Below are 22,280 nucleotides of genomic sequence, written 5' to 3'. Positions count from 1 at the left end.
TAACAAGCAATGTCGCGCATTGGTATTTCGCCCATCGCGGTGCCCTCCGGCGTCGATGTCACCATCGACGGCCAGACCGTCACCGTTAAGGGCCCCAAAGGGGAACTCAACCACACGCTGGTTGACCCCATCACGATCGAAAAGAAGGACGACGGTTCGCTGCAAGTGAACCGCCCGGACGACGAGCGTGACTCAAAGGCCCGTCACGGCCTCTCCCGCACCCTGGTCAACAACATGGTCATTGGTGTGAGCGAAGGCTACCGTCGCAGCCTGGAAATCAACGGGACCGGTTACCGGGCCCAGCTGAAGGGCACCACCCTGGAGCTTGCTCTCGGATTCAGCCACCCCGTCGTGGTCGAACCCCCGCAGGGCATCACCTTCGTGCTGGAAAAGCCCACCTTGCTGCACGTTGAAGGAATCGACAAGCAGCTGGTCGGCGAAGTGACCGCTAACATCCGCAAGAAGCGTCCGCCGGAGCCCTACAAGGGCAAGGGCGTGAAGTATGTGGAAGAGACCATTCGCCGCAAGGCTGGGAAGGCAGGTAAGTAATGTCAAGTACCCTAGCCAAGCGTCGCCCCTCTGGGAGCGAGTCGGCGAAGCGTCGTATCGGTCGCAACCGCCGCCACTACCGCCTGCGCAAGAAGGTATTCGGCACCGCCGAGCGCCCGCGCCTGGCAGTGTTCCGTTCCTCGAAGAACATCTCGGTTCAGATCATCGACGACGTGAAGGGCCACACGCTGGTCTCCGCGTCAAGTCTCGATGCGTCTGTCAAGAGCGTCGAGGGCAACAAGTCCGATGTCGCCAAGGAAGTTGGCAAGCTCATCGCCGAGCGCGCCAAGTCCGCCGGTGTCGAGAAGGTCGTGTTGGACCGCGGTGGCGTCAAGTACGCCGGTCGCGTTGCCGCACTGGCCGAGGCCGCCCGTGAAGGTGGCTTGGACTTCTAAGCACAAAACGTGCCCGAGGGCCGGATGGAAGCGCAGCTTCCATCCGGCCCTCGGTTGTTACGGAGACTATGTGAGAGTCGTGGAGTTCGGTCGCTGGCGTGACAGGAGGCCGAAAACCGTTGCGGCCAGCACGAGGGTGAGGGCCATAGCCCAGGCGGCCCCGCCGTCGTCGTGAACCGGCCAGGCCAGGGGGCGCCCACCAGGGCGAGGTGACGGCACTGTCGGAGAAGAAGGTCGGGCCTACACACAGACCCACGTGAGGAAGCCATCCCCGGTAGATCCCGAGCCAGGCGACACATAGGACGGCCAAACCTGTCATTCCGATCAGGTTTCGGACTGTTGCCATCTGTGTGAGTTCGCCGTCCAGAGGGGCCGTTGCCCACCACAGGAGGGCGAACGACAACCCGAGGAAACAGGCGGAGGGCTACCCGCCAGCGTCTCCAGCGGTGGCATTCTATGCGCTGTCAACGGCAAGTCCACTTGCTGACAATATGGACATTCGGGTTAGGAGCGAGTTTCAGTCTCGAATTGGATCAGCTTCTACCGGTGTGCCTGAATGGCGATGGAAGGCAATAGCTAGTTGATGGCGATGTGAAACCCCCAATGCGCTCAGTCCTGAGTCCAGTTCTCTTCGTACCTGACGTTCCGAGAGCCCCCTGCGTGTGGCGATACGGGTGACTTTCCGTCCGCAGATGATCAACTCGGTGGCGAGAGTCTGTCGTGGTGTCAATGGGTGCAGCTTTGCCCGGTCTTGAGGGATTCGCAGTGCCCCTGCTCCTAAGCTGTCAGGAGCAGGGTGAGTGAGAACTCATCGAGTTGGGCGCAGTCGAGTGATTGTCGCTTTACAGGCCGCAGACCTCGTAGCGTTTGGTCACGCAATCAGGCTGGTGACGGCTCGAGATAGCGTCTGCCAATAAGGCGGCGCGCTTCACTGAGGATGCAAATGTCGATCAGGCGTGGCCGTACGACGCAGCTTGGCCCTAGACCCGAGACCACGACAAATCGGAAATGAGCGCATAGGGGTGTTTTCCCTTAGGCCGTGACTCCGGCTGGGAAACTCCGCTGGCCTAAAGGCCTTTGATCGAGGCTACGTTGGTGAGCCAGCATGGTTGCCAAAATGATCGGTGGCCCTGGTCGCACAAGGTGAGGCCCATGCGTCTTTGTGCTGGCCATCATGCATACTTAACAGGTTGCGTACTGTCGTTCGGCCTGCCCTGTGGCGGTTCGAAGCAGTGGGCAAGAGCGAGTCAGCCGACCGGCTGGCGTTATAGCAATGAAAGGAATCAGCTAGTGGCTGGTCAACAACAGCAAGGTGGAAAAGACGGTGGCTCCGGCCGTCGTCGTGACCGCCGTGACGGCGGCCGTGGGGCCGAAAAGTCCCCGCACATCGAGCGCGTCGTCACCATTAACCGCGTTGCCAAGGTTGTCAAGGGTGGGCGTCGCTTCGCCTTCACCGCCCTAGTCGTCGTCGGTGACGGCGAAGGCAAGGTTGGCGTCGGTTACGGCAAGGCCAAGGAAGTGCCCGCCGCGATCGCCAAGGGCGTCGAAGAGGCCAAGAAGTCCTTCTTCGAGGTACCTCGCATCAACGGCACCATCCCGCACACGGTGCAGGGTGAAGAGGCCGCCGGCATCGTGCTCCTGAAGCCCGCCAGCGCTGGTACCGGTGTTATCGCCGGTGGCCCGGTGCGTGCGGTGCTGGAGTGCGCCGGAATTTCCGACGTGCTGTCGAAGTCCCTGGGCTCGGCGAACGCGATCAACATCGTGCACGCGACGGTGGCTGCCCTCAAGCAGCTGGAGTCCCCGGAAGCCGTGGCCGCGCGCCGTGGCCTGCCGCTGGAGGACTTCGCTCCGCAGGGTCTGCTGCGCGCCCGCGCCGGTCTCGAGGCGTAGGGGGATTTGCACAGATGGCACGTTTGAAGATTACTCAGAAGCGTTCGACGATTGGGTGTAAGCCCAATCAGCGCGCCACGATTGAGGCGCTGGGTCTGAAGCGCATCAACCACAGCGTCGTCAAGGAAGACCGTCCCGAATTCCGGGGCATGGTCGCGACCGTTCACCACCTGGTGACGGTTGAGGAGGTGCAGTAGTCATGACGATTCGTATTCACGACCTGCAGCCTGCTCCGGGCTCGAAGAAGGCCAAGACCCGTGTGGGTCGTGGTGAGGGTTCCAAGGGTAAGACCGCTGGTCGCGGTACCAAGGGAACCAAGGCCCGCAAACAGGTTCCGCTCGGTTTCGCAGGTGGGCAGATTCCTCTGCACAAGCGCCTGCCGAAGCTGAAGGGTTTCAAGCCGCACAACAAGGTCGTCTTCCAGGTTGTCAACCTGGACAAGCTGGCTGAGCTGTTCCCTGAGGGCGGCACGGTTGGTGTGGAGGACTTGGTGGCCAAGGGCGCGGTTCGTAAGAACCAGCCGGTGAAGGTGCTGGGTTCGGGTGACCTGGGCGGCGTCAAGCTGTCGGTTACCGCTCACGCCTTCTCCTCTTCTGCCAGTGAGGCCATCACGGCCGCTGGTGGGTCGGTAGAGGTCATCGACAAGTTCGCCAAGTAAGGCGACGTTTTTTCCTAAAAGGCGGGCTGGGGGTCTTCCCTCAGCCCGTTTTTCTGCCTGTACGTGACCGTGTGTTCACCGCAGTTTGTTCTCTGGGCGACTAGCCACCTACCGCCGTGTGCCGGTGGCGGCATGGCTGTTAAAGTCGCTTGGCGAGGTTTGTGTATGTGAACCCCGCTACTTACCCCTGTACGTTCATCAAACACTTAGCCCAACTCACTTTTGGCCCCGCCGTGAGCTGGCGCAGCTGCTGGAGGAATTGCGTTGCTTTCCGCCTTCGTCAGTGCGTTTCGGACCCCCGATCTGCGCAAGAAGATTCTGTTTACACTGCTGATTCTTGCGTTGTATCGCCTGGGTGCGAACACGCCGAGCCCAGGTGTGTCCTATGAAGCTGTCCAGACGTGTTTGGACATGATGCCGGATGATGACACCGGTGTCTTTGGTTTGTTGAACCTCTTCAGCGGTGGCGCATTGCTTCAACTGTCGGTGTTCGCCTTGGGCGTTATGCCCTACATCACCGCCTCGATCATTATGCAGCTGTTGTCCGTGGTGATTCCGCGGCTTGAGCAGTTGCGTAAGGAAGGCCAAGTCGGCCAAGCCAAGATCACCCAGTACACGCGCTATTTGACTTTGGCCCTAGCGCTGTTGCAGGCGTCGGGGTATATCGCGTTGGCTCGGTCGGGCATCTTGTTCGGGGCTGAGTGTCCCGACCCGATCATTCCCGACCTGTCCAACACTGAAGGCAGCGCGCCTTACTGGCTGAGCGTCTTCACCATCGTGATCGTCATGGTGGCCGGTACGGCCCTGATCATGTGGTTTGGTGAACAGGTCACCGAAAAGGGCATCGGTAACGGCATGTCCGTGCTGATCTTCGCCTCGATCGCCGCGATGATGCCAGGCCAGTTCTGGCAGCTGCAGCAGTCCGAGGGCTGGTTCATGTTCGGCACGATCGTCGCGATCGGCATCATGATCATGGTCGCTGTGGTCTTCATTGAGCAGTCGCAGCGCCGGATTCCGGTGCAGTACGCCAAGAAGATGGTTGGTCGCCGGATGTATGGCGGTACCTCCACCTACATCCCGATGAAGGTCAACCAGGCCGGTATTATCCCGGTCATCTTCGGCTCGTCTCTGCTGTACATTCCGACGCTGGCCATGCAGATGCAAACCGACGTCGAGAGCGGCTGGGGCCAGTTCGTCCAGCGTTACCTGATCAACCAGGGCTCGTGGGTCTACATCAGCCTGTTCTTCCTGCTGATCGTGTTCTTCACCTACTTCTACGTGTCGATCACGTTCCGCCCCGACGACATCGCCGACAACATGAAGAAGGTCGGCGGGTTCATTCCTGGCGTGCGTCCCGGCAGTCCCACCGCCTCCTATCTTTCGCGAGTCTTGTCACGTCTGACGTTCCCTGGGGCGATGTACCTGGGAACGATCGCTATCCTTCCCAACCTGGCCATTGTTGCCTTCGGAAACGAGCAGTTGTTCGCGCAGTTCCCGTTCGGCGGTACGGCTGTCTTGATCATGGTTGGCGTTGGTCTGGAGTCTGTGAAACAGATCGAGAGCCAGCTCATGCAAAGGAACTACGAAGGATTCCTGCGCTAAAAGGAGTAGTGACACGTGCGACTGGTACTTGTCGGCCCCCCAGGGGCCGGAAAGGGCACCCAAGCGGAGTACATAGCCGCCGAACTGGGCGTACCAAAGATCTCCACTGGAGACATCTTCCGCAGCAATGTCGCTGGCGGCACCCCGTTGGGGATCGAAGCGAAGAGCTACATGGACGCAGGGGACCTGGTTCCCGACGAAGTCACCAATAAAATGGTGGCCGACCGTCTAGCTCAGGACGATGCCGCTGTGGGTTTCCTCCTCGACGGATATCCGCGTAACACCGAACAGGCGCAGGAGCTAGATCGTCGACTCGGCGAGCTCAATGTCGCCCTGGACGGGGTGCTGCAGCTGGATGTGTCTGACGAAGAGGTCATTCGACGCCTTTCGGGTCGTCGCGTGTCGCGCTCCACCGGGAAGGTCTACCACCTCGAGTTCGATCCTCCCCAGGATGCGGACTCGGAGGACCTTTACCAGCGTGACGATGACCGGCCCGAAACCATCTCGAACCGTCTGAAGGTGTATGCCGAGCAGACGGCGCCCCTGGTGGATTTCTACCGCCAGCAAGGCAAGCTGGTGCGCATCGACGCTTTGGGCCCGGTCTCCGAGGTCACTAAGCGGGCCTTGCAGGCACTGCGGCAGCACACCTAGGTATAGGGGACAGATGTTTCGGCGCGGTCGGCAGAATATTCAGTACAAGACCTCTGAGCAGTTCGAGCTCATGCGCAAGGCGGGGCTTATCGTGGCCGCGGTGCATGAGGCTATGCGCAAGGCCGTGGTCCCGGGGGTGTCGACTGGGGAACTGGACGGCATTGCCGAGGACATCATCCGGTCGCATTCGGCCGAGCCGTCTTTTCTGGGCTACGACATCGGCGCGGGCCCGTACCCGGGTTCGATTTGCTCCTCGGTAAATAATCAGGTCGTTCACGCGATCCCCGCTGATGACGCCGTCTTGGCCGAGGGCGACATCATTTCGATTGATGTCGGCGCGGTTCTCAACGGCTGGCATGGTGACGCGGCGATCACGCTCCCCGTCGGTCGTATCGACGAGGGTGCCGCTGAGCTCATCGAGGTGTGCGATGAGGCCCTGTGGGCCGGCATCCGGGCAGCGGGCTCCTCAAAGCGTCTTGGAGGCATCTCCAACGCCATTGAGCGCTATATTGAGGGTGCTGGCGACTTCGGTATTGTCGAAGGCTTCGGTGGCCATGGAATAGGCACGGAAATGCACCAAGACCCGCATGTGCTCAACTATGGCCCAGCACACAGCGGCCCGAAACTGCGCCCGGGTATGGCTTTGGCCATTGAACCCATGGTGACGCTTGGCTCGCCGGACACAGCTGAGTTGGACGACAATTGGACGATCGTTACCGCTGACGGCTCCCTGGCCGCCCACTCCGAACACTCGATCGCGATTTGCGATGATGGTTTGTGGGTGTTGACGGCCCCTGACGGGGGAGTCGAGAAGCTTGGCGAACTGGCGTCTTCCCGCGCCCGTAACGCTTAGTTCGCCCTGAGGCGACATTACTGACGGGCGCGACGCTTCCCGAAGACAACTCACTTCTGGGACTGCTCGGCGACGCGGCGTTCACCGTTGTCGAGCAGAAATCATTGAGCCCGTCTACCGAGGAGTCCTCTCATGACCCCAGATGAGCAGAATATCCGCCTTTCCCACGCTGATCGGGAGAGCGCCATCGCACGCCTACAGAAGGCGCTCGATGAAGGCCGGTTGGACATCGGCGAGTTCGACGAACGCACCCGGGATGTGTACGCGGTGAAGACCGTGGGCGAACTCCAGCGACTTTTCGATGATCTACCCGATGAGTCGCGGGCTTTGGACCCATCGGTCCATTCGATAGATCTCACTCCCGAAGAGGTCGCGCAGCGTGAGGCCGCTAAGAACTCCAGCGAAAATTGCTCAGATGACAAAGGCATCTGGATCGCGTTTGTGTGGGTCACGTGCATCACCGTGGGGATTTGGGGAATATCCTCGATCGCGTCGCTGCAGCTGCAGTCTTTCTGGCCCATCTGGCCGGTCGGAATTATGGGAGTCATCGCCGTGGCCATCACCATCATGAGCAAACTGGACCCCGACGACTAGTCTTCTCCAGCTGCGGCGGCCTCCTTGTGCCTGTGCGGCGAGTTCAACTAGAGGTCTCCAATGGGTCTGAAGTCGAGGCGTCAATAAGCCCTTGGAGGGCGTCCCGGGTGCTGGACAATTGCGCGATCCGGCTGTCATATGCGTGTAGGTGTTCGGCAAGTAGTGGGACCGCGCACGGTTCAAGCCGCTGGGGGTCACGGATACAGCCGAAAAGCTCTCCGATAACGGCAAGAGGCAACCCCACCGCCAATAGCCTTCGGATGTGATGAACCTGCTCGACCGCTGAGGAGGAGAACAGCCGCTGGCCAGTCGAGGAACGCTGTGCCTCAATGAGGCCCTCGTTCTCGTAGTGCCGCAGCATACGGGGTGTGGCACCAGTGCGTTTGGCCAGTTCGCCGATGCGTAGTTGCGGTTTTTCGTCCGGTCGACTTGCCTGTGCCACTAGTGTCAACTCCTACTGTCGAGCCTATGACCATCTCGATAACCCGTTTCAATCGTAATCCGGCTAACGTTGGCGACCTTTCGGCTGTGGCGTTCGCAGGGTTCGCTCACTTCACCGCGATGCAAGTCCGCAACCACCGGGTGCGTGGCTTGGACCTGCACTTGGCCAGGTTGCGTGACGCCAGCGACGACCTATTCGGACAGCACCTACCAGATTCGACCATGCGTGAGCACCTTCGCAGTGCGCTCGAAACGGCTCCCGCAGATGCGTCCCTGACGTGCTATGTCGCATCACGGCCGGGAGAGTTCGCTTCCGCCGGTGAAAGGGCGGCCCTCGACGTCCTCGTCAAGGTCACCGAACCGGCCCAACCACCCACCGGCCCGTTGGCGCTTGACTTGGTGGAACATGAACGCCATCTTCCGCACGTCAAACATGTTGGCGAGGTCTCCAAGACGCTGCTGTTGCGGCAGGCCAACGCACGCGGTTTCGATGACGCGGTGTTCACCGACCGGTTTGGGCGGCTGAGCGAGGCGACTATATGGAACCTGGCCTTGTGGGACGGCGAGAGTGTGATCTGGCCCCGAGCCGACATGCTGCAGGGAATCACCATGCGTATCCTCAGCCGCGGTTTGAAGGCCCGTGGCATTCCCCAACAGACTCGTGAGATTACTGGGGCCGACCTCGCTGAGCACATGTCGGCAGTGGTGATGAACTCCTGGACTCCGGCGGTTCCCATTTCCAGGATTGGCCAGCGGCCATTGGCGCTGGATCCCGCATTCACGCAGCTGCTGCACGAGTGTTATTCCGACCAGACACCGACGCGCCCGTAGGAGAGGATTCGGAATATCCTGCCGCGCAGCGACTACAGCCTCCTGAGGTGCCGCATGAGTGCCGCGACAAGGTAACGGGGTATGAAAAAGGGCCCGAACCGAACGGTTCGGGCCCTTTACATTTGGGGTGATCGACGGGGCTTGAACCCGCGACCTCCTGGACCACAACCAAGCGCTCTACCGGCTGAGCTACGACCACCATCGCGTGTAACTCCCTGAGGTGTTACCGCCGATCTATGATAGCCCGTCCCGATGGGGGCTGTGCAAGGGGGTTGTGTGGCAACAGTCTCCACGTCCCCTCTCTAAGTGAGCGGGGCTTAATTCTCCTCGACTAGTGCCGTCTCGGGCGCCAAAGACGCAGCAATCGCTTTGGCCTCCTCGGAGTCGGGCCCGGGAAGTGGCACGAGGACAGCCTTGCGGTAGTACTCGAGTTCTCGAATCGAGTCCAAGATGTCCGAAAGCGCCCGATGGCGAAGCCCCTTCTCGGGCTGGTGGAAATACACGCGTGGGTACCAGCGACGACACAGCTCTTTGAGAGACGAGACGTCAATCATGCGGTAGTGCAGGTAGTCGTTGAATCGAGGCATGTCCCGAGCGAGGAAAGTCCGATCAGTGGCGATCGAATTGCCGCACAGCGGCGCTGTGCGCGGATCGGGAATATGCTTCGCCACGTATTCCAAAATCTGATCTTCAGCCTCGGACATCGTGGTCGTGGCCGCTCGGACCTCGTCGGTGAGCCCGGACTTCGCATGCATGTCGGCGACGATTTTGGCCATGGAGTCCAATTTCGCGTCCTCAGCACTGATGACGATGTCGATACCGTCATCCAACGGTGTCAGGTCCGGCTCCGTCACGAGCGCGGCTACTTCGATCAACGCGTCTTCTTGGAGGTTGAGGCCGGTCATTTCGCAGTCAACCCACACCAGTCGTTCATTCATCCCGATAACTGTACGCGGCGTTGTCACGTGGCCGGGACGACCTCACCGCAGTATTCGAGTCGACATTAGGGGGTGTTGTTGGTCACGAGGCGAAAGGTATAGGTGCAGCGTAGGTGCCAAATGAGTCCGCATTGGTGCGGTTGTGCCGTGATTGCCGTCGCTTTACGAAACACTCTCAACCTTTTATGGTTATGTCGCGTGTACCTGTTAAAGGTAACGGTCGGCAATGTAGCGGACCGGAAAAATAAGTGACCTCGGTCTCAAAGGGATCATAATTGGCTTCCATTGGTGTTTAACCAGTAGACCCGAAAAATTCGGGTCCGAGCCACTACTAGCCGATCGCGCGAACGAACGGTGACCGTGGAGCCATCCAAAGCGGCGGTTCCTACGAATATAGATCCCCGGCAATCCTAGCGGGGAGTTCGCATCGATTTGGTAAAAGTGGTCCAAATGACACCGGGTCACGGAATTCTACGCGGCGAGGCAGGCGTTGTAATAAACGCACCGCTTACGCGGCGTGGGGGGACGAGAAGCTGGAGGAGACCTTGAGCGTGGACACTGCACCTACTGCACCTACACTCACCACCGAAGAGGTCGCTGAAGAACGAGACTTGGTCGGGGTATACCTGCACGAGATCTCGAAGACACCGTTGCTGGACGCGGCAGCCGAAGTCGACTTGGCCAAGGCCGTCGAAGCCGGACTTTTCGCCCAGCATCTGTTGAGCGACGGGGCATTGCCCGACGTCGTCAGCGCCAAAGACATCGACCGCATTATCGAAGAAGGCGCTCGCGCCAAAGAACAATTCATCAAGGCGAACCTGCGATTGGTCGTCTCGATTGCCCGCCGCTACGTGCGCTCGGGTATGCCCATGCTGGACCTGATCCAGGAGGGCAACACCGGCCTCGTACGAGCCGTGGAGAAGTTCGACTACCAACGCGGATTCAAATTCTCGACGTATGCCACCTGGTGGATTCGTCAGGCGATCAGCCGTGCGATCGCGCAGCAGGAGCGCACAGTGCGCCTGCCGGTGCATCTGGTCGAAGACGTCAACCGTATGCGCAACGTGACCCGCCAGCTCACTCGTGAGTTGGGGGCCGAGCCGGAACCCGACCAGGTCGCCGAGGCTTTGGGCGTCACCGTGGAGCGCGTTAACGAATTGATTCGCTGGTCCCAAGACACCGTGTCCTTGGATACTCCGATTGGGGACGACGGAGACACCAAGCTGGGTGACCTCGTGGCCGATTCAGACGATCCCTCGCCAGAGGAGCTTGTGATCGCAGGCCTGGAACGAGAGCGCATTGACGTCATGCTGGGGCACTTGGACGAGCGATCCGCCGGTATCGTGCGGGCACGCTACGGCCTCGAAGATGGCCGCGAGCACTCCCTGACCGAGGTCGCGCAGCGGTTCTCGCTGTCGCGGGAGCGGATTCGTCAGCTGGAAATCCAGGCGTTGTCGCGCCTGAAGGAACTGGCCGGCGAGCAAGCCATGGCGGAGGCCGCTTGAAACTCACCTCGGGGCCGCTCTGGGCCACGCTGGGAGGGGCACGCCCCGCCCGATAGCCCTCAACATCGCAGTCCGCTCCGCCTTGACCACATCGGTCCCGGTTGGCGATGGGCCGCTCGCTAAGGCTGTGCGAACACACAGCCACAACTTCATTACCGCAGCATCTGGGACACAATGCCGTGTCCACGGATGAGTTTCACCGCAGAGGCCTCATTGGCAACGGTGGAAGGCCAATACGACAACGCCGCGCTGGTTAAGGAGCGCGGCGTTCGCGTTTATTCGCATCATTGGGCGACACGGTGCCTAAGCGCACCGCTCCACCCAAAGGCAGGTCGGCGCACGAGTTGACCTTCTCGAAAGCGGTTTGAACGTTGTCGATGAGGTTGCCCGGCTCGCGGCGATGGCGACCGATTTTGCGGGAGGACACCCACGATTTCGCGCCCGTGCGCCAAGCGCTCAAAGCTATCTCGATGACCAGCAGCAACTCCATGTCGTCCTCGTCATATCCCATATAGGGGCCGAGCTTGGCAATATCGCGCTGGACTTGGTCGGACTCACGCAGCGCCGCAGCCTGCACGGCCGGGTGATGGGCGATAAAGCGCCGGGTCGTGAAGAAGCGTTCCTCCCAGCCGTCGGGCATGACTCGGAGAGTGTCGAGAAACGAGTCCCGCAGCATCGCCAGCAGCGGCGTGCCCTGCGGAGAGTTTTGGATGCCATAGGCAACCCGAGAGCGCAGAACCTTCCACAGGTCAAGTTCGGTGGCGATGGCCACTGACTCTTTGGAATCAAAATTGCGAAAAAACGTGCGTTTAGAGACGCCCACGGCCCCGACCAGCTGGTCAAGCGTGGTCTCGGTGAATCCTTGCCGGGAGAACAGATCTAGCGCGGCGTCTGCCAATTCGGCACGGGTGCGGCGTTTCTTAATCTCACGCAAGGACAGCTCTCCCCGGGCCATAGCGCCATGAGGAGGGACGTCGGAATCAGGATCGGAGCTGGCTTCAGCAAGGTCAGCATCCTCCTGTGAGGACTGGGTAAACCCTGGGGGTTGCGAAGCAAAAGACATCATGCTGTTTGCCCTAAAATATACGGGGGATAAGAGGTTCCGGTGACTATATCAACAGGTAACCGCACCATCATTGCCACCCAGAGGCAATAGCCCCTTAGTGGCGAAAAGATGCGCTCGTAGGGAAGCGTGACCCCAAGACCCGGCCGCACCGCCAACCGCCCAGGGCTTGCCGCCCCAGGCCGTCGAAGACCTCTCAATGTACTTCCCCAGGCATCCCAACGCTCACCTACCTCCAGGCCCCTGGCAACCGCGCCAGCCCGCGCACACCAAGTGCCCCGGGCGCATTGTCCGGGGCACTTGGTGTCTGTTGACTCGATTTCGTATATCCACAGCGCCACATGGCGCCTAAATTTTAGGCCTGAGGTGCGGCCCCGCAGCTAGCCGACGCGTCCGTAGCTAGTCGGGGTCATCATGTCCACAGGCGCAACCTTGACAACGTCACCGGGTTTGGGAGAGTGAATGACCTCACCGCTGCCGATATAGATCGCCACATGGCCGCCGTTTTGATAAAACACCAGGTCACCCTGCCGCAGATCGCTGCGAGCAATAGATTGAGTCTGGTTTATCTGGGTAGCGGCGTTATGCGCCAGGCTGACACCAGAGACCGCGAAGGCAGCCTGTGTCAGACCAGAACAATCGTAAGAACCTGGCCCCGCAGCGCCGAAGACATACGGCTTTCCAATCTGGTTATAGGCGAAGTCCACGGCGTTTTGGGCCGCGCTGGCGTTGTAGGTGGCCTCATTGGAGCTCGAACTCGAACCCGAACTGGACGAATCCGACGAGGAGTCAGAACTGCTTGCCGCCGATTCCTCTGCCCGGGAAACTTCAGCGGCCGCTTCCGCCTCCGCTTCAGCTTGGGCCCGTGCCGCTTCCTCCTCCAGCTGGGCGATCACAGACTCAACTGAGTCGATGTGTTCGTCGAGGTCGGAGAGGATGCTCTGCGCCCTCTCCACCTCACCGACCAAAGCCGTGACGATCGGCTGCTTGCGATTGACCGTGTCAGTTGCCTCGGCAAGAGCATCCGAGGCGCCCTTCGTCGAATGAGCGAGCGCCCCCAACCTGCTAGCCAAAGTCTCGCCGCTGCCCACAGCCTCCGAAACGGAGCTAAAACGCTCCGAGCTATCGGCAATGACGCCGTTGGCCGCGTCAATGGCTGCCTGCTTTTGCGAATGCGCCTCGGTCAATTCGCCCAGTTGCGCTTCGGCGGTTTCCATCGCCTCGTCAAGCTCTTCGAGATGCTCATCGAGTTCATCGATAGTGGCCTCGTCGAGGTCGACATCGGTCACCTCTGGGGTAGTGGCGGCGGTGAGGCCGTAGGCGGTAACTGCGTTACCGACCTTCTGTCCATCGGCCGCGGCGGGGCTGGCCGGCCCCAACACAGCGATGCCCATGGAAAGGACGGTGACTCCAGCCAGCGCCAACGATCGTTTCGTCAGCGCCCACGGATGGGTGGTTTTATGGGCCTCTTTTGCCCGTCTGTGACGGCCCGTAGAGGCACTTCTATGGAAATAGCTTGGTGTAGACAAGCCGAGTGGACCTTTCTTCCGACGAGCCCTACCCAAGCTTTCGCCAGCGCACAGAGGGACAGACGCCCACGAATATGCACATCTGCACCCACCAAAGTGCGGTGAGTGTGTCCCCTTTGGGGTTCACTGTTCGAACACATCACCGGCCATGGCCGTGCGGTGGCTAGGTTGAGTAAAGCTCTGTGCCGCCTACCGAGTTAGCTGTCGGGCTCGGGCGGGAAGATCGCCCTACCTGCTGTAAGAGTCGGGCGGTGGAGGGTGGTGGTCACCCAGATCGGCGGGGGTGCCGTTCCGGGTTGGCCCACTGGCCACCGCATGGTCGTCGGCCTGGCTGGCAGCGGTGTCACCGGCTGCGGCGCGACTTCCATTGTCTACAGAGCTTTTGGATTCCTCAGCTCTGTTAAACCGCGACTCTGTGTGTGCGGGATTCGCCCCGTGACGCGACGATTACTGATCGTGGATCGCATCATGTGAAGTGGGTCCCCGGTTCACAGTTGTGATTCGGCGGCCCAATCGAGCGGACACGGTTTCGCGTCCTTGGCGTCTCGACCGGGAGTATCAACGAAACGTACTGCGGTTTTACTTAAAAGCCAAGCCCCCTGAGAGAACTTCCACACAAAGTTCCGACTTTGACTGGGGCGGAGGGCCTCAAGTGGTCGCATTCGCGGAGGCTACCGTCAGAGGGGGCAAACCGGGCGAAGGTGGTAACTGCCCCATGCGGGGCCTACTCCGGGCCGATCCGCGCAAGACTCGCCCGGACCTGGCTGTGGGGCCAGGCCCAATCTGGTCCCAGCCGTTCGCATAGTTCGACAATTCAAGGAGAGAACAGTCATGCTGAAGGGTTTCAAAGAGTTCCTGCTGCGCGGCAACGTTATTGAACTCGCGGTGGCGGTCGTCATGGGCAGTGCCTTGACGGCGCTGGTCGCCACCTTTGGAACAGCGTTCCTGGAGCCGCTGATCGTTCTGGTCACCGGTGGGGACGAAGTCGGCGGCGAATTCGCCATCAACGGAGTCGTTTTCCCTTATGCGGTATTCATCAACGGGCTGCTGGTGTTCGCCATGACGGCGGCCGCGGTGTACTTCGTGATCGTGGTCCCCGCCAACAAGCTCGCGGCACGGTTCTCCAAGCCCAAAGCCGCACAAGTAGACGAGCAGATTTTGCTACTGCGCGAAATTCGCGATTCCCTGCGCGCTGGCCAGAATCCCGCAGATGGAAGCAATGGCTGACCCTGCGTTATCGGTCGTCCTCTTCGAGGGGGCTGGCGCGGTCCTATGATTATCGGTCCCCGGGCAACCGGGGCCGAAACTACTTTCCCTCTTGGCCGGAGTCGCTGGTGAAGCTGTCGCGGACCTTACGAACGAGGCTTGCCAATGGATCGCCTGTGGATTCGAACGCTTCTTTGTAGGACTTCGCCGCGGCTTTGGCCTCAGCGCTAATGGATGCGTCTCGGTCGTCTTCTCGCTTCGGGTAGGAACCCGAGAGGTACTCCTGGTAGTCGCCATCGTGTATCCAGTGCTGCAGCTCTGCGGCTCTGGCCACGGCGAAGTCGTGCGTTCGCTGTTCCAACAGCATCAATTTGAGGAAGCTCTCCCGCAAATCGCCGCCGCTTTCGAACTCTTTGGCCTGTTGGAGGAACGCGGTTTGGTCTACGTCCGACAAGTCGCCCCCACCGGCCAGCTTCGCCATGACTCGCAGTGCGGCCGCGGGGTCCTGGGTGGCTAGCGTCCCTGCGCGGTCTGCTGACAGCTCGCTCTTGCGACTCCATTCGCACAATGCGGCAATGATGACGCGCAGGCCGATGGCTCCCAGCGGCATCCAGGAGATGCCTGAGGTTAGCCGCAGCAGCCACTCCAGCATCGTGCGATAGAGGGCATGGCCGGAGACCGCATGGCCCAGTTCGTGGGCTAGCAGGAACCGCAGCTCGGGTTCGTCCAGCACATCGAGGCTGCCGGAGTTGATAACGATGATGGGGCGGTCAATTCCAATGCACATGCCGCCAAGATCGGGGTTGCGGGTGATGAAGAGTTCTGGGGGTTTCTCCACGTCCAGCACGGCGGCGACGTTCATATATGCCTCGTGTACCCGTGTGTACTGGTGGCGGTCAACACGCACCGCCGAGCCCAGGTAGGTCAGACGGATGGCGCGCTCGTTGAAGAGACCGGAGAGCTTCTTGAAGACCGCGTCAAAGCCGCGCAGCTCCCGTAGCGCCACGAGAGCGCCGCGATCGGCCGGATGCTCCCAGGCGCGCGAGGAGATTCCCCGCAGTGTCACCGGCTGGCGTGAGGTTGGTTGGTTGTCGGCCATTCCAGTGGGGCTCCTTCACGGTCGGATGACCCCAGTGTGCCACATGGTCGCTACAGCGCTATTGGCGTTAAGTCAGATTGACGACACTTGCGGCGCAACGGATAACAACCTGGCAACAACACGCGGCGATTACCTTGACTTCAGGCAAGTGAGCGACTACTTATTGATCTGGGTCAGCAATTCCGGGGCACCGCAAAGGATCACTTGATCACCTGTTCCTTGCGGTGCCCCGAATTCTGTCCTTAGCCCCTTGCCGCAGCCTCACTCCAGGTCAGCGGTGCACCCCACGGGGCTTCCAGTTGCTCAACTCCCGCGACCTCGCACCAGATTTTCCGAAACGCAAGATCATCTAGGCAACACTGTGAATGGGGTCTTGTCGAAGAAGTGCGCGGCCACGGTAGGCTTTCCGGTGGTGTTTACGTGCACCCGGGCGCCAGTAGCTCAGCTGGATAGAGCAGGAGCCTTCTAAGCTCTTGGTCGCGGGTTCGAATCCTGCCTGGCGCGCTTTCTCTCCCTCTTCTGCGGCTCTTTGACCTGCGGTGTCGTTGCCGCTTCGGTCGCTTGCGGAATCGCTTGCGCGCTGAGCCCGGTTTCGTGTCACCGCTTGTGTCACGACCGGTGAAAGCTTCGTTCTTAACGTGGTCCCCCAAAGCCAGTATGCGCAGACGCTGGGCCATCGATACCCTTTTTAGTTGGTCACTGAGAGCAACCGTTTGAGTCAGGCCGCCACCAGTTCAGAAGCGGTCAGATTTTCCCAGGGTCGGTGAGGATCGTTTGCCCTCAATCCGGTGGTAGGTCTGTGAAGCTCAGATTGCCGTCCAACGTGATCCGCACTTGTTCGTCGCCCGGGCTAGCCGAATGGACGGTGAATTCTCCAGGACCGAATTGCCGAGTGGAACCTTCCCAGGAGATATCTAGCTTCGCCGGTGCCCCCTGGTCAATCAACGATGCCAGGTGCTCGGTGACATGTTCATTTCCTTGAATGACTCCGACCTTGATTGGTGGGTCGTGGTTATGGTCTGTACTGGTGTGTAGGCGGCCTCGGTAGGCTATTTCGTCGTCGGTGTGCGGGTAGTAGTGCAAAAGCGCGTATATGTCGGTCATCTAGCGATTATGCCTGCCCGTAGCGGATTGGTGACCGCATTGGCGTACTTGGGTTGAGACGCCTCTTTACTCACGTGCCCGATGGCGGGCTAGTTGGCGGCAGCCCATCGGGGGAGGAGCTGCGGCGACTAATTGCACGCTGGAACGCGACCACGGAATTAATCCGCCTGCCTGGGGTGGTGAGGCGTCATTCCTTCGGTTTGGGTGCGCTCACATGCCTTGACGGTGCGTGATTGTTCCAGCGGTCCCACAGCACCAGCAGGCTGGGCAAGACGAAGAGCGACACGATCATCGAGAAGATAAGCACGTAGACGATGATGTATCCCAGCTGCTTGAACGGCAGCAAGCTGGAAGTGATCAGGATTCCGAACCCGATCGCTGTAGTCACCGTTGAGCCCGCCAATGGGCCGCCAGTGCGTCGCAGCGTGCGGCGCAGGGCCTCGATGGCCTCATGATGGCGCCTCTCTTCGAGGAACCGGGAGACGATATAGACGGTAAAGGGCACAGCGATCCCGATGGAAAGCGCTGTCAACGTGGCCGTGACGGGGTTGAGCGGGATTCCGGTGAGAGCCATCGTGCCGAATGTCCATGACAGGACAATCGCCGCTGGCATCAACGCCACGATGCCCAGAAGCGGGCGTCGTTCGGTGCGCCAGTAAAAACCGATGAGCAACAGCGTCGCCGCCGCGAGCGCGATCGTCAGGGAACGTGCCTGGGTGCCGCTGATTTGTTCGGTGAGTTCGGCTTGGGCTTTTTCGATGGAGGCGGGAACGGTCTCCACTCCGATGTCGCGCAGCGGCGCGAAAGCGGCAATGAGGTCATCGGACAGATCCAGAGCCCCGGACAGCCGCGCGTTGGTCAGTAGGTCGACCCGCCCGATTGAGCCCTCATCGTTGATCTCGGGCTCTCCCCGCACTGCATCGACCGCGTCGATCTGTTCTGCCCGGCTGAGGGATTCCTCCAGCGCCGATTGAGCCTCAGGAGTCGAGAGGTCTCCCCGCAACAACACTTGGGTTGACTCCTCGAGGCCGCCGCCGAACTGTTCTTCGAGCTGTTGCAACGTGGCAAGCTGCGGCGCGTTTTGCGGAACGAAGTCGGTGCGGTCGAAACGGGCGTCTAGCTGCGTGAATCCGTATGCTCCAGCGGCGGTCAGCAGCAGCGCCGCCGCCAGGACACGCAGTGGGGCGCGTTGCGCGAACCAGACGGCGCGCTGGGCGGCGCGGGGGAGTCGTTGCTGTGACTGACCAGCCAAGGAAGCGGCGGGAAGCTTGTTCCCGCGTTCGGCTCGGCGATCCAGCAAGATGCGTATCGCGGCCAGGAAGGTCAGGGTGATGAGAAAGGCTGAGGTGACGCCGATAGCGGCCAAAGCGCCAAGAGTTTGGATGAATTCGACCGGGCTGGTCAAGTTGGTGAGGAAACCAATCGCGGTCGCGACCGTGGCCACAGCCAGCGTGACGCCGATGGTTGCCGCCGAAGTGCGGTATGCGGTGTTGGGGCTGTGGCCAGCTCCTAGCTCGTCCCGGTAACGGGCCAACATATGGACGCCGAAGTCGACCCCAAGTCCGACCAGGAGGATGGGAACGACATCGGTCTGTGGAGAGAAGGGTCCGATGAGGTCGGCGTACCCGGGCCCCAACAGGGTGCCGATGCCGCGCATCCAAATCACCGACATGACGATGACCCCGAGGGTGATGGCTACGTCGGCGAGGGTACGGCGCGTGACGAGCCAGCGGGCACCAGCTTGGGGGCGCACCCAGTAGACAATGGCGAGCACGATCATGATGCCCAGCAAGGCTGTGCCGAAGAGTTGCCCAACTTCGGCCCCGATGTCCTGGTCGTTGATCAACAATTCCAGGCTGAAGGGCTCGACGGTGACGCCTGCGGGTAGGTCGAGGGCGGCGACCAAGTCACCCATGTCCCGTTGGGCCGCGGTGACCTGGTCACTGTCGAGCCCGGTGGTGTCTTGAAACACGAGGATCAGGCCCGACTCGGGTTGCTGTTGGTCGGCGATGAGGGAATCGAGCAGGCGCTGTATTTCGGCGGGTGCCTGCTCGGCGGCAGTGTCGTACAGGGCGGCGAGCTCGTCGTCGGTGAGTGAATCGGGCTCGATTCCGGCGTTGTCGGCCGCCATTTCGACGCCGTCGCTGTAGGCGATGATTGGTTGGTTTCCCTGTGGGTCGGCAAGCGAACCTGACTGAGCGCCGGTGAGAACGGCCTGCTTGATGTCGATGGCGGCCTCCAGGGCCGCGCCGCCGCGGATACCGTCCTCAGCGGTGACAATCAGTTGCAAGACCGCCTGCTGATCGCCAAATTCGGCGTCAAGCAGGTCGAGGACTTCGGTGGTTTCGTTGTCAAACGTATTGGCGTCGACCGTGGTGCCCTGGGTGGAGAAATATCCAAATCCGCCAGTGAGCAGGAGGATCGCGACGATGACGAGAGCGGGCCAGCGCAGGACCAGTGAGGCGAGGAAGGGCGCGTCGGAAGGCTGGCGCATGGAGGACTCACCATTCGGTCAGATGTTGGGTAGTTGCGTGAAAACAGTATCCGAAACATCGGAAGATGACTGCAACGATGAGTAGAGGTGGCGTCGCGCCACTCCCGCAGCGACGCGACGCCATTTGGCACATGTTGTGCTTCGCTGTCGATGATAGGCCCCGTCTGTGACTGCGGTGCTTTAATCCCGAAGCCGCATTCCGCGCCGGTATGTAGTGCCGAGAGATCACAGTGGTGCTGGCGGGCGATCGATTCGACGCAGGGGGATTCGGAGTTGAGCCAACCAATGACGGCCAAGACGAACAGGTCGACGGAGTCCTCCGCCTGTTCTGATGAGTCCGTCAGCGCGTAGCAGGTCGCGGGCGTGCCGTCGTAGGGGGTCGGTTTCGCGCGGGTATTGGTCCAGGCTGTGGTTACGCGCGGCGCGACGGTAGCAGGTGCGCCGCGCGGAGGCCAGGAGTGTGAAACAGGTATTGGGATCGGGATAGGAATTGCGCGTCAGCCTCGAAGAGGTGGTCGAGAAGGGGCTCGAGGAGCAGGCCCGGAACAAGGACGAACACGTCAAGACCCTCCTCGGGCCCTAGCGGCCTGCTGCGCACACAAGAATGGGGCCCGAAACGAACACTGTCGTTTCGGGCCCCAGCTGCGCGAATACTACTTGCGCAGTTTTGCCAGATTCGCCAGCAGATGCGCTTCAGCCACACATGTGCGCTCAAACTCGCCCAAGTGCACGCTCTCGTTGGGGCCGTGGGCGCGTGAATCCGGGTCCTCCACGCCCGTCACCAGGATCGCCGCCTGCGGAAACATTTCTTGGAACATCGCGATCATCGGAATCGAACCACCGATGCCGACATCGACGGGCTCTTGCCCATCCCAACCAGTCGTGAACGCCTCCCGCGCGGCCTCGAAATAGGGACCCGTCGCGTCGATGGCGCACGGATCGGCCGCGCCTTTTTCCGGGGTCACTGACACCGTGGCCCCCCAGGGGGCCGAAGCCTCGATGTGTGCCTTGATCGCCGCGAACGCGCTTTCGGCATTGTCTCCGGGGGCGATACGGAACGACACCTTCGCCCGCGAAGCTCCCTGCAAGGCGTTCGCCGCGGTCTCGGGCTCCGGGCCACTAATCCCCAGCACTGTGGCCGAGGGCTTGGTCCATTGCCGCGATGTCAAGCGCCCGGTGCCAATGAACTCCGTCCCCGGCAGCATCCCCGACTCAGCGCGCAGACTCTCCTCATCGGTGTCCAGCTCACTGGCGTCTCGCGCGACCAGACCCTCGACGGCCACATCGCCGTTCTCATCGTGCAGGGCGGCCAACACGTGACATAGCGCGGTCAACGAATCGGGAACCGGACCACCGAACAAACCTGAATGCACGGGCTGATTCAGCGTCTGCACATCCACGAACACGTTGACCAGGCCACGCAGCGAGGTCGTCAACGCGGGAATGCCAACCTTCCAATTCACTGAGTCAGCGATGACCACCACGTCGGCCTCAAGCTTGTCACGGTGATCTTGAATCAGGTTCAACAGCGAGCCTGAACCGAACTCCTCCTCACCTTCGAGGAAGATTGTCACCCCTACCGGCGGCTTGCCATCGAACGCGCGCAGCGCCGCCAAGTGAGCCATGACCCCGGCTTTATCGTCGGCCGCGCCACGACCATACAGACGCCCGTTGCGTTCCTCGGGCTCAAACGGATCGTCCTGTACCCACGCCTCGGCATCGCCCGGAGGCTGCACGTCATGGTGGGCATACAGCAGCACAGTCGGCGCGCCCTCGGGCGCACGCAAACGACCAATGACAGCCGGCTGCCCCTGCTCTCCCTCGGGAGTCGCCGCCGTCACGATCTCAGTTTCCATCCCGGCCTCGCGAAGAAGCTGCTCAACGGCCTGCGCTGACGCCGAAACGTGGGAGTGGTCGAAACCGGGGAACGCCACCGAGGGAATGCGGACTAGCCGCTCCAAGTCAGCGCGAACCCCGGGCATAGCGGCCTGGACCGCAAGTGAAAGATCAGACATGACCCCCATCTTAGGGAACCTCTAGACTCACACCTGTGCGTCAGGGGTACCGGTTCCTCACCTCACCGCGCTGGCTGGGCCTAGCGGCCTTCGCGCTAGTGGCGGTGTTGGTGTGTGCCCTGCTAGCCACCTGGCAGCAAGGGCGTGCCACCGAGCGATCGGCGGCGAACGACCGCATTCAGGCCGGGGCCGGGGCCGACCCCGCTGCCTTTGAACACGTGTTGCCCGCCGAGGTGGCGCTCGACGATGACGACCGCTGGCTTGTCGTCGAAGTCACCGGCGAATTCGATACCGACAATGAGATCGTGATTCGGGCCCGCCCGCAAGATGGCAGCAATGGCTACGAGATCCTCACCCCGCTGCTACTTGACGACGGCAGCGCCGTCCTCATCAATCGAGGATGGATCGCCGCGGCACAGGGGGGCGCAGTGCCCGACATTCCTCCCGCTCCCACTGGTGAAACAACCGTGATCGGGCGAGTCTACGAGCCCGAACCGCGTGGTGGCCAGGTCAGTCGAGAGGACGGGCGCTGGCACTCAAGGGTCATCAACGTTGACCAGCTCGCCGCGGAGTTTCCGTACCAGCTTCGGGCCGGTTACGTGGGGGACCTGGAGGCATCGGCACCCTTCCAGGTGCAAAATCCGCCCAGCTATCGAGCTTGGCAAAATTACAGCTACGCGGTGCAGTGGTGGCTGTTCGCAGGCATGATCCCGATCGGGTTTGTCGTTCTTGCTCGCCGTGAAGCCCAGGGACGTGGGGGAGTCACCACCGGCAAGCGCAGCGTCGCCGAGGAACTGGCGGAAGACTGACCGGCCTGGTCCCTGCGAACCTTCGGTCCTCCTCGTGGGCGGGGCCAGAGCCGC

General features: G+C 61.1%; 21 protein-coding genes, 2 tRNA genes and 1 riboswitch. Of the genes, 14 read left to right on the top strand and 9 right to left on the bottom strand.

Features of this window, described 5'->3' with window-relative positions; genetic code table 11:
- Positions 1-9 precede the first annotated feature (9 nt).
- The 9 genes from rplF (at position 10) to JQS30_RS12155 (ending at position 7,192) form a co-directional block, all read left to right on the top strand.
- A complete protein-coding gene (gene rplF / locus JQS30_RS12195; protein WP_213170524.1) occupies positions 10-549 on the top strand; it encodes a 50S ribosomal protein L6 in 540 nt (179 codons plus the stop codon).
- On the top strand, positions 549-944 hold the full coding sequence (gene rplR, locus JQS30_RS12190; protein ID WP_213170523.1) for a 50S ribosomal protein L18: 396 nt from the start codon (positions 549-551) through the stop codon (positions 942-944). The genes rplF and rplR overlap by 1 nt, the downstream gene beginning before the upstream one ends.
- 1,290 nt (positions 945-2,234) lie before the next feature.
- Positions 2,235-2,834 carry a 30S ribosomal protein S5 gene (gene rpsE / locus JQS30_RS12185; RefSeq protein WP_213170522.1) on the top strand — a complete coding sequence of 200 codons (600 nt, stop codon included), beginning with the start codon at positions 2,235-2,237 and terminating at the stop codon, positions 2,832-2,834.
- A gap of 14 nt (positions 2,835-2,848) precedes the next feature.
- Complete coding sequence (gene rpmD / locus JQS30_RS12180; protein ID WP_213170521.1) at positions 2,849-3,031, top strand: 50S ribosomal protein L30; 183 nt, start codon at positions 2,849-2,851, stop codon at positions 3,029-3,031.
- A 2-nt stretch (positions 3,032-3,033) separates the two neighbouring features.
- Positions 3,034-3,492 carry a 50S ribosomal protein L15 gene (rplO, locus tag JQS30_RS12175; RefSeq protein ID WP_213170520.1) on the top strand — a complete coding sequence of 153 codons (459 nt, stop codon included), beginning with the start codon at positions 3,034-3,036 and terminating at the stop codon, positions 3,490-3,492.
- 264 nt (positions 3,493-3,756) lie between these two features.
- Entirely contained in the window at positions 3,757-5,094 is a 1,338-nt protein-coding gene (gene secY, locus JQS30_RS12170) for a preprotein translocase subunit SecY (protein ID WP_213170519.1), read from the top strand.
- Positions 5,095-5,109: 15 nt separating this feature from the next.
- Entirely contained in the window at positions 5,110-5,745 is a 636-nt protein-coding gene (locus tag JQS30_RS12165; RefSeq protein ID WP_213170518.1) for an adenylate kinase, read from the top strand.
- Positions 5,746-5,758: 13 nt separating this feature from the next.
- Positions 5,759-6,598 (top strand): type I methionyl aminopeptidase, encoded by an 840-nt coding sequence (map, locus tag JQS30_RS12160; protein ID WP_213170517.1) that lies wholly within the window; start codon positions 5,759-5,761, stop codon positions 6,596-6,598.
- 132 nt (positions 6,599-6,730) lie between these two features.
- Entirely contained in the window at positions 6,731-7,192 is a 462-nt protein-coding gene (locus JQS30_RS12155) for a DUF1707 SHOCT-like domain-containing protein (RefSeq protein ID WP_213170516.1), read from the top strand.
- A 43-nt stretch (positions 7,193-7,235) separates the two neighbouring features.
- Here JQS30_RS12155 and JQS30_RS12150 read toward each other — a convergent pair whose 3' ends face one another.
- Positions 7,236-7,634, bottom strand: a complete 399-nt coding sequence (locus JQS30_RS12150; protein WP_213170515.1) for a MerR family transcriptional regulator — start codon at positions 7,632-7,634, stop codon at positions 7,236-7,238.
- A 26-nt stretch (positions 7,635-7,660) separates the two neighbouring features.
- Between JQS30_RS12150 and JQS30_RS12145 the strand changes: the two genes are divergently transcribed.
- Positions 7,661-8,464: an aminotransferase class IV family protein gene (locus tag JQS30_RS12145; RefSeq protein WP_213170514.1), complete on the top strand. Its 804-nt coding sequence runs from the start codon at positions 7,661-7,663 to the stop codon at positions 8,462-8,464.
- 123 nt (positions 8,465-8,587) lie between these two features.
- Here JQS30_RS12145 and JQS30_RS12140 read toward each other — a convergent pair.
- Together JQS30_RS12140 and orn are read right to left on the bottom strand one after the other, a co-directional pair.
- Positions 8,588-8,663 (bottom strand) — tRNA-His (locus JQS30_RS12140).
- 118 nt (positions 8,664-8,781) lie between these two features.
- Complete coding sequence (gene orn, locus JQS30_RS12135; protein ID WP_343076220.1) at positions 8,782-9,408, bottom strand: oligoribonuclease; 627 nt, start codon at positions 9,406-9,408, stop codon at positions 8,782-8,784.
- A gap of 545 nt (positions 9,409-9,953) precedes the next feature.
- On the opposite strand from orn, the gene JQS30_RS12130 reads away from it, so the two are divergent.
- Positions 9,954-10,907, top strand: coding sequence for a sigma-70 family RNA polymerase sigma factor (locus tag JQS30_RS12130; protein ID WP_213170513.1), 954 nt, complete (start codon positions 9,954-9,956; stop codon positions 10,905-10,907).
- Positions 10,908-11,160: 253 nt separating this feature from the next.
- Here the strand turns inward: JQS30_RS12130 and JQS30_RS12125 are convergent, their stop codons facing one another.
- Both JQS30_RS12125 and JQS30_RS12120 read right to left on the bottom strand, forming a co-directional pair.
- The gene (locus JQS30_RS12125) at positions 11,161-11,973 is read right to left on the bottom strand and encodes a TetR/AcrR family transcriptional regulator (RefSeq protein ID WP_213170512.1); all 813 of its coding nucleotides are present in this window, start codon (positions 11,971-11,973) and stop codon (positions 11,161-11,163) included.
- Positions 11,974-12,350: 377 nt separating this feature from the next.
- The gene (locus JQS30_RS12120) at positions 12,351-13,364 is read right to left on the bottom strand and encodes a C40 family peptidase (protein ID WP_213170511.1); all 1,014 of its coding nucleotides are present in this window, start codon (positions 13,362-13,364) and stop codon (positions 12,351-12,353) included.
- A gap of 306 nt (positions 13,365-13,670) precedes the next feature.
- A riboswitch (cyclic di-AMP (ydaO/yuaA leader) is annotated at positions 13,671-14,016 on the bottom strand.
- Between the two features lie 314 nt (positions 14,017-14,330).
- Between JQS30_RS12120 and JQS30_RS12115 the strand changes: the two genes are divergently transcribed.
- Positions 14,331-14,726: an MscL family protein gene (locus JQS30_RS12115; RefSeq protein ID WP_213170510.1), complete on the top strand. Its 396-nt coding sequence runs from the start codon at positions 14,331-14,333 to the stop codon at positions 14,724-14,726.
- A 79-nt stretch (positions 14,727-14,805) separates the two neighbouring features.
- On the opposite strand, the gene JQS30_RS12110 is transcribed toward JQS30_RS12115, so the two are convergent.
- Positions 14,806-15,804 (bottom strand): M48 family metallopeptidase, encoded by a 999-nt coding sequence (locus JQS30_RS12110; protein ID WP_213170509.1) that lies wholly within the window; start codon positions 15,802-15,804, stop codon positions 14,806-14,808.
- Between the two features lie 430 nt (positions 15,805-16,234).
- Between JQS30_RS12110 and JQS30_RS12105 the strand changes: the two genes are divergently transcribed.
- Positions 16,235-16,308: transfer RNA gene (locus tag JQS30_RS12105), tRNA-Arg, on the top strand.
- A 276-nt stretch (positions 16,309-16,584) separates the two neighbouring features.
- Here JQS30_RS12105 and JQS30_RS12100 read toward each other — a convergent pair.
- The 3 genes from JQS30_RS12100 to JQS30_RS12090 all read right to left on the bottom strand — a co-directional run bounded on the left by JQS30_RS12100 (position 16,585) and on the right by JQS30_RS12090 (position 21,417).
- Positions 16,585-16,908 carry a hypothetical protein gene (locus tag JQS30_RS12100; RefSeq protein WP_213170508.1) on the bottom strand — a complete coding sequence of 108 codons (324 nt, stop codon included), beginning with the start codon at positions 16,906-16,908 and terminating at the stop codon, positions 16,585-16,587.
- 187 nt (positions 16,909-17,095) lie between these two features.
- Positions 17,096-19,402, bottom strand: coding sequence for an efflux RND transporter permease subunit (locus JQS30_RS12095; RefSeq protein WP_213170507.1), 2,307 nt, complete (start codon positions 19,400-19,402; stop codon positions 17,096-17,098).
- 653 nt (positions 19,403-20,055) lie between these two features.
- Positions 20,056-21,417, bottom strand: coding sequence for a dipeptidase (locus JQS30_RS12090; protein WP_246497907.1), 1,362 nt, complete (start codon positions 21,415-21,417; stop codon positions 20,056-20,058).
- Between the two features lie 35 nt (positions 21,418-21,452).
- Between JQS30_RS12090 and JQS30_RS12085 the strand changes: the two genes are divergently transcribed.
- Positions 21,453-22,226, top strand: a complete 774-nt coding sequence (locus JQS30_RS12085; RefSeq protein ID WP_213170505.1) for an SURF1 family cytochrome oxidase biogenesis protein — start codon at positions 21,453-21,455, stop codon at positions 22,224-22,226.
- Positions 22,227-22,280: the final 54 nt, after the last annotated feature.

The sequence above is a fragment of the Natronoglycomyces albus genome (assembly GCF_016925535.1).
Lineage (GTDB): Bacteria > Actinomycetota > Actinomycetes > Mycobacteriales > Micromonosporaceae > Natronoglycomyces > Natronoglycomyces albus.
Note: the sequence above shows the minus strand (reverse complement) of the source record. Positions and strands in the feature narration are given on the sequence as shown.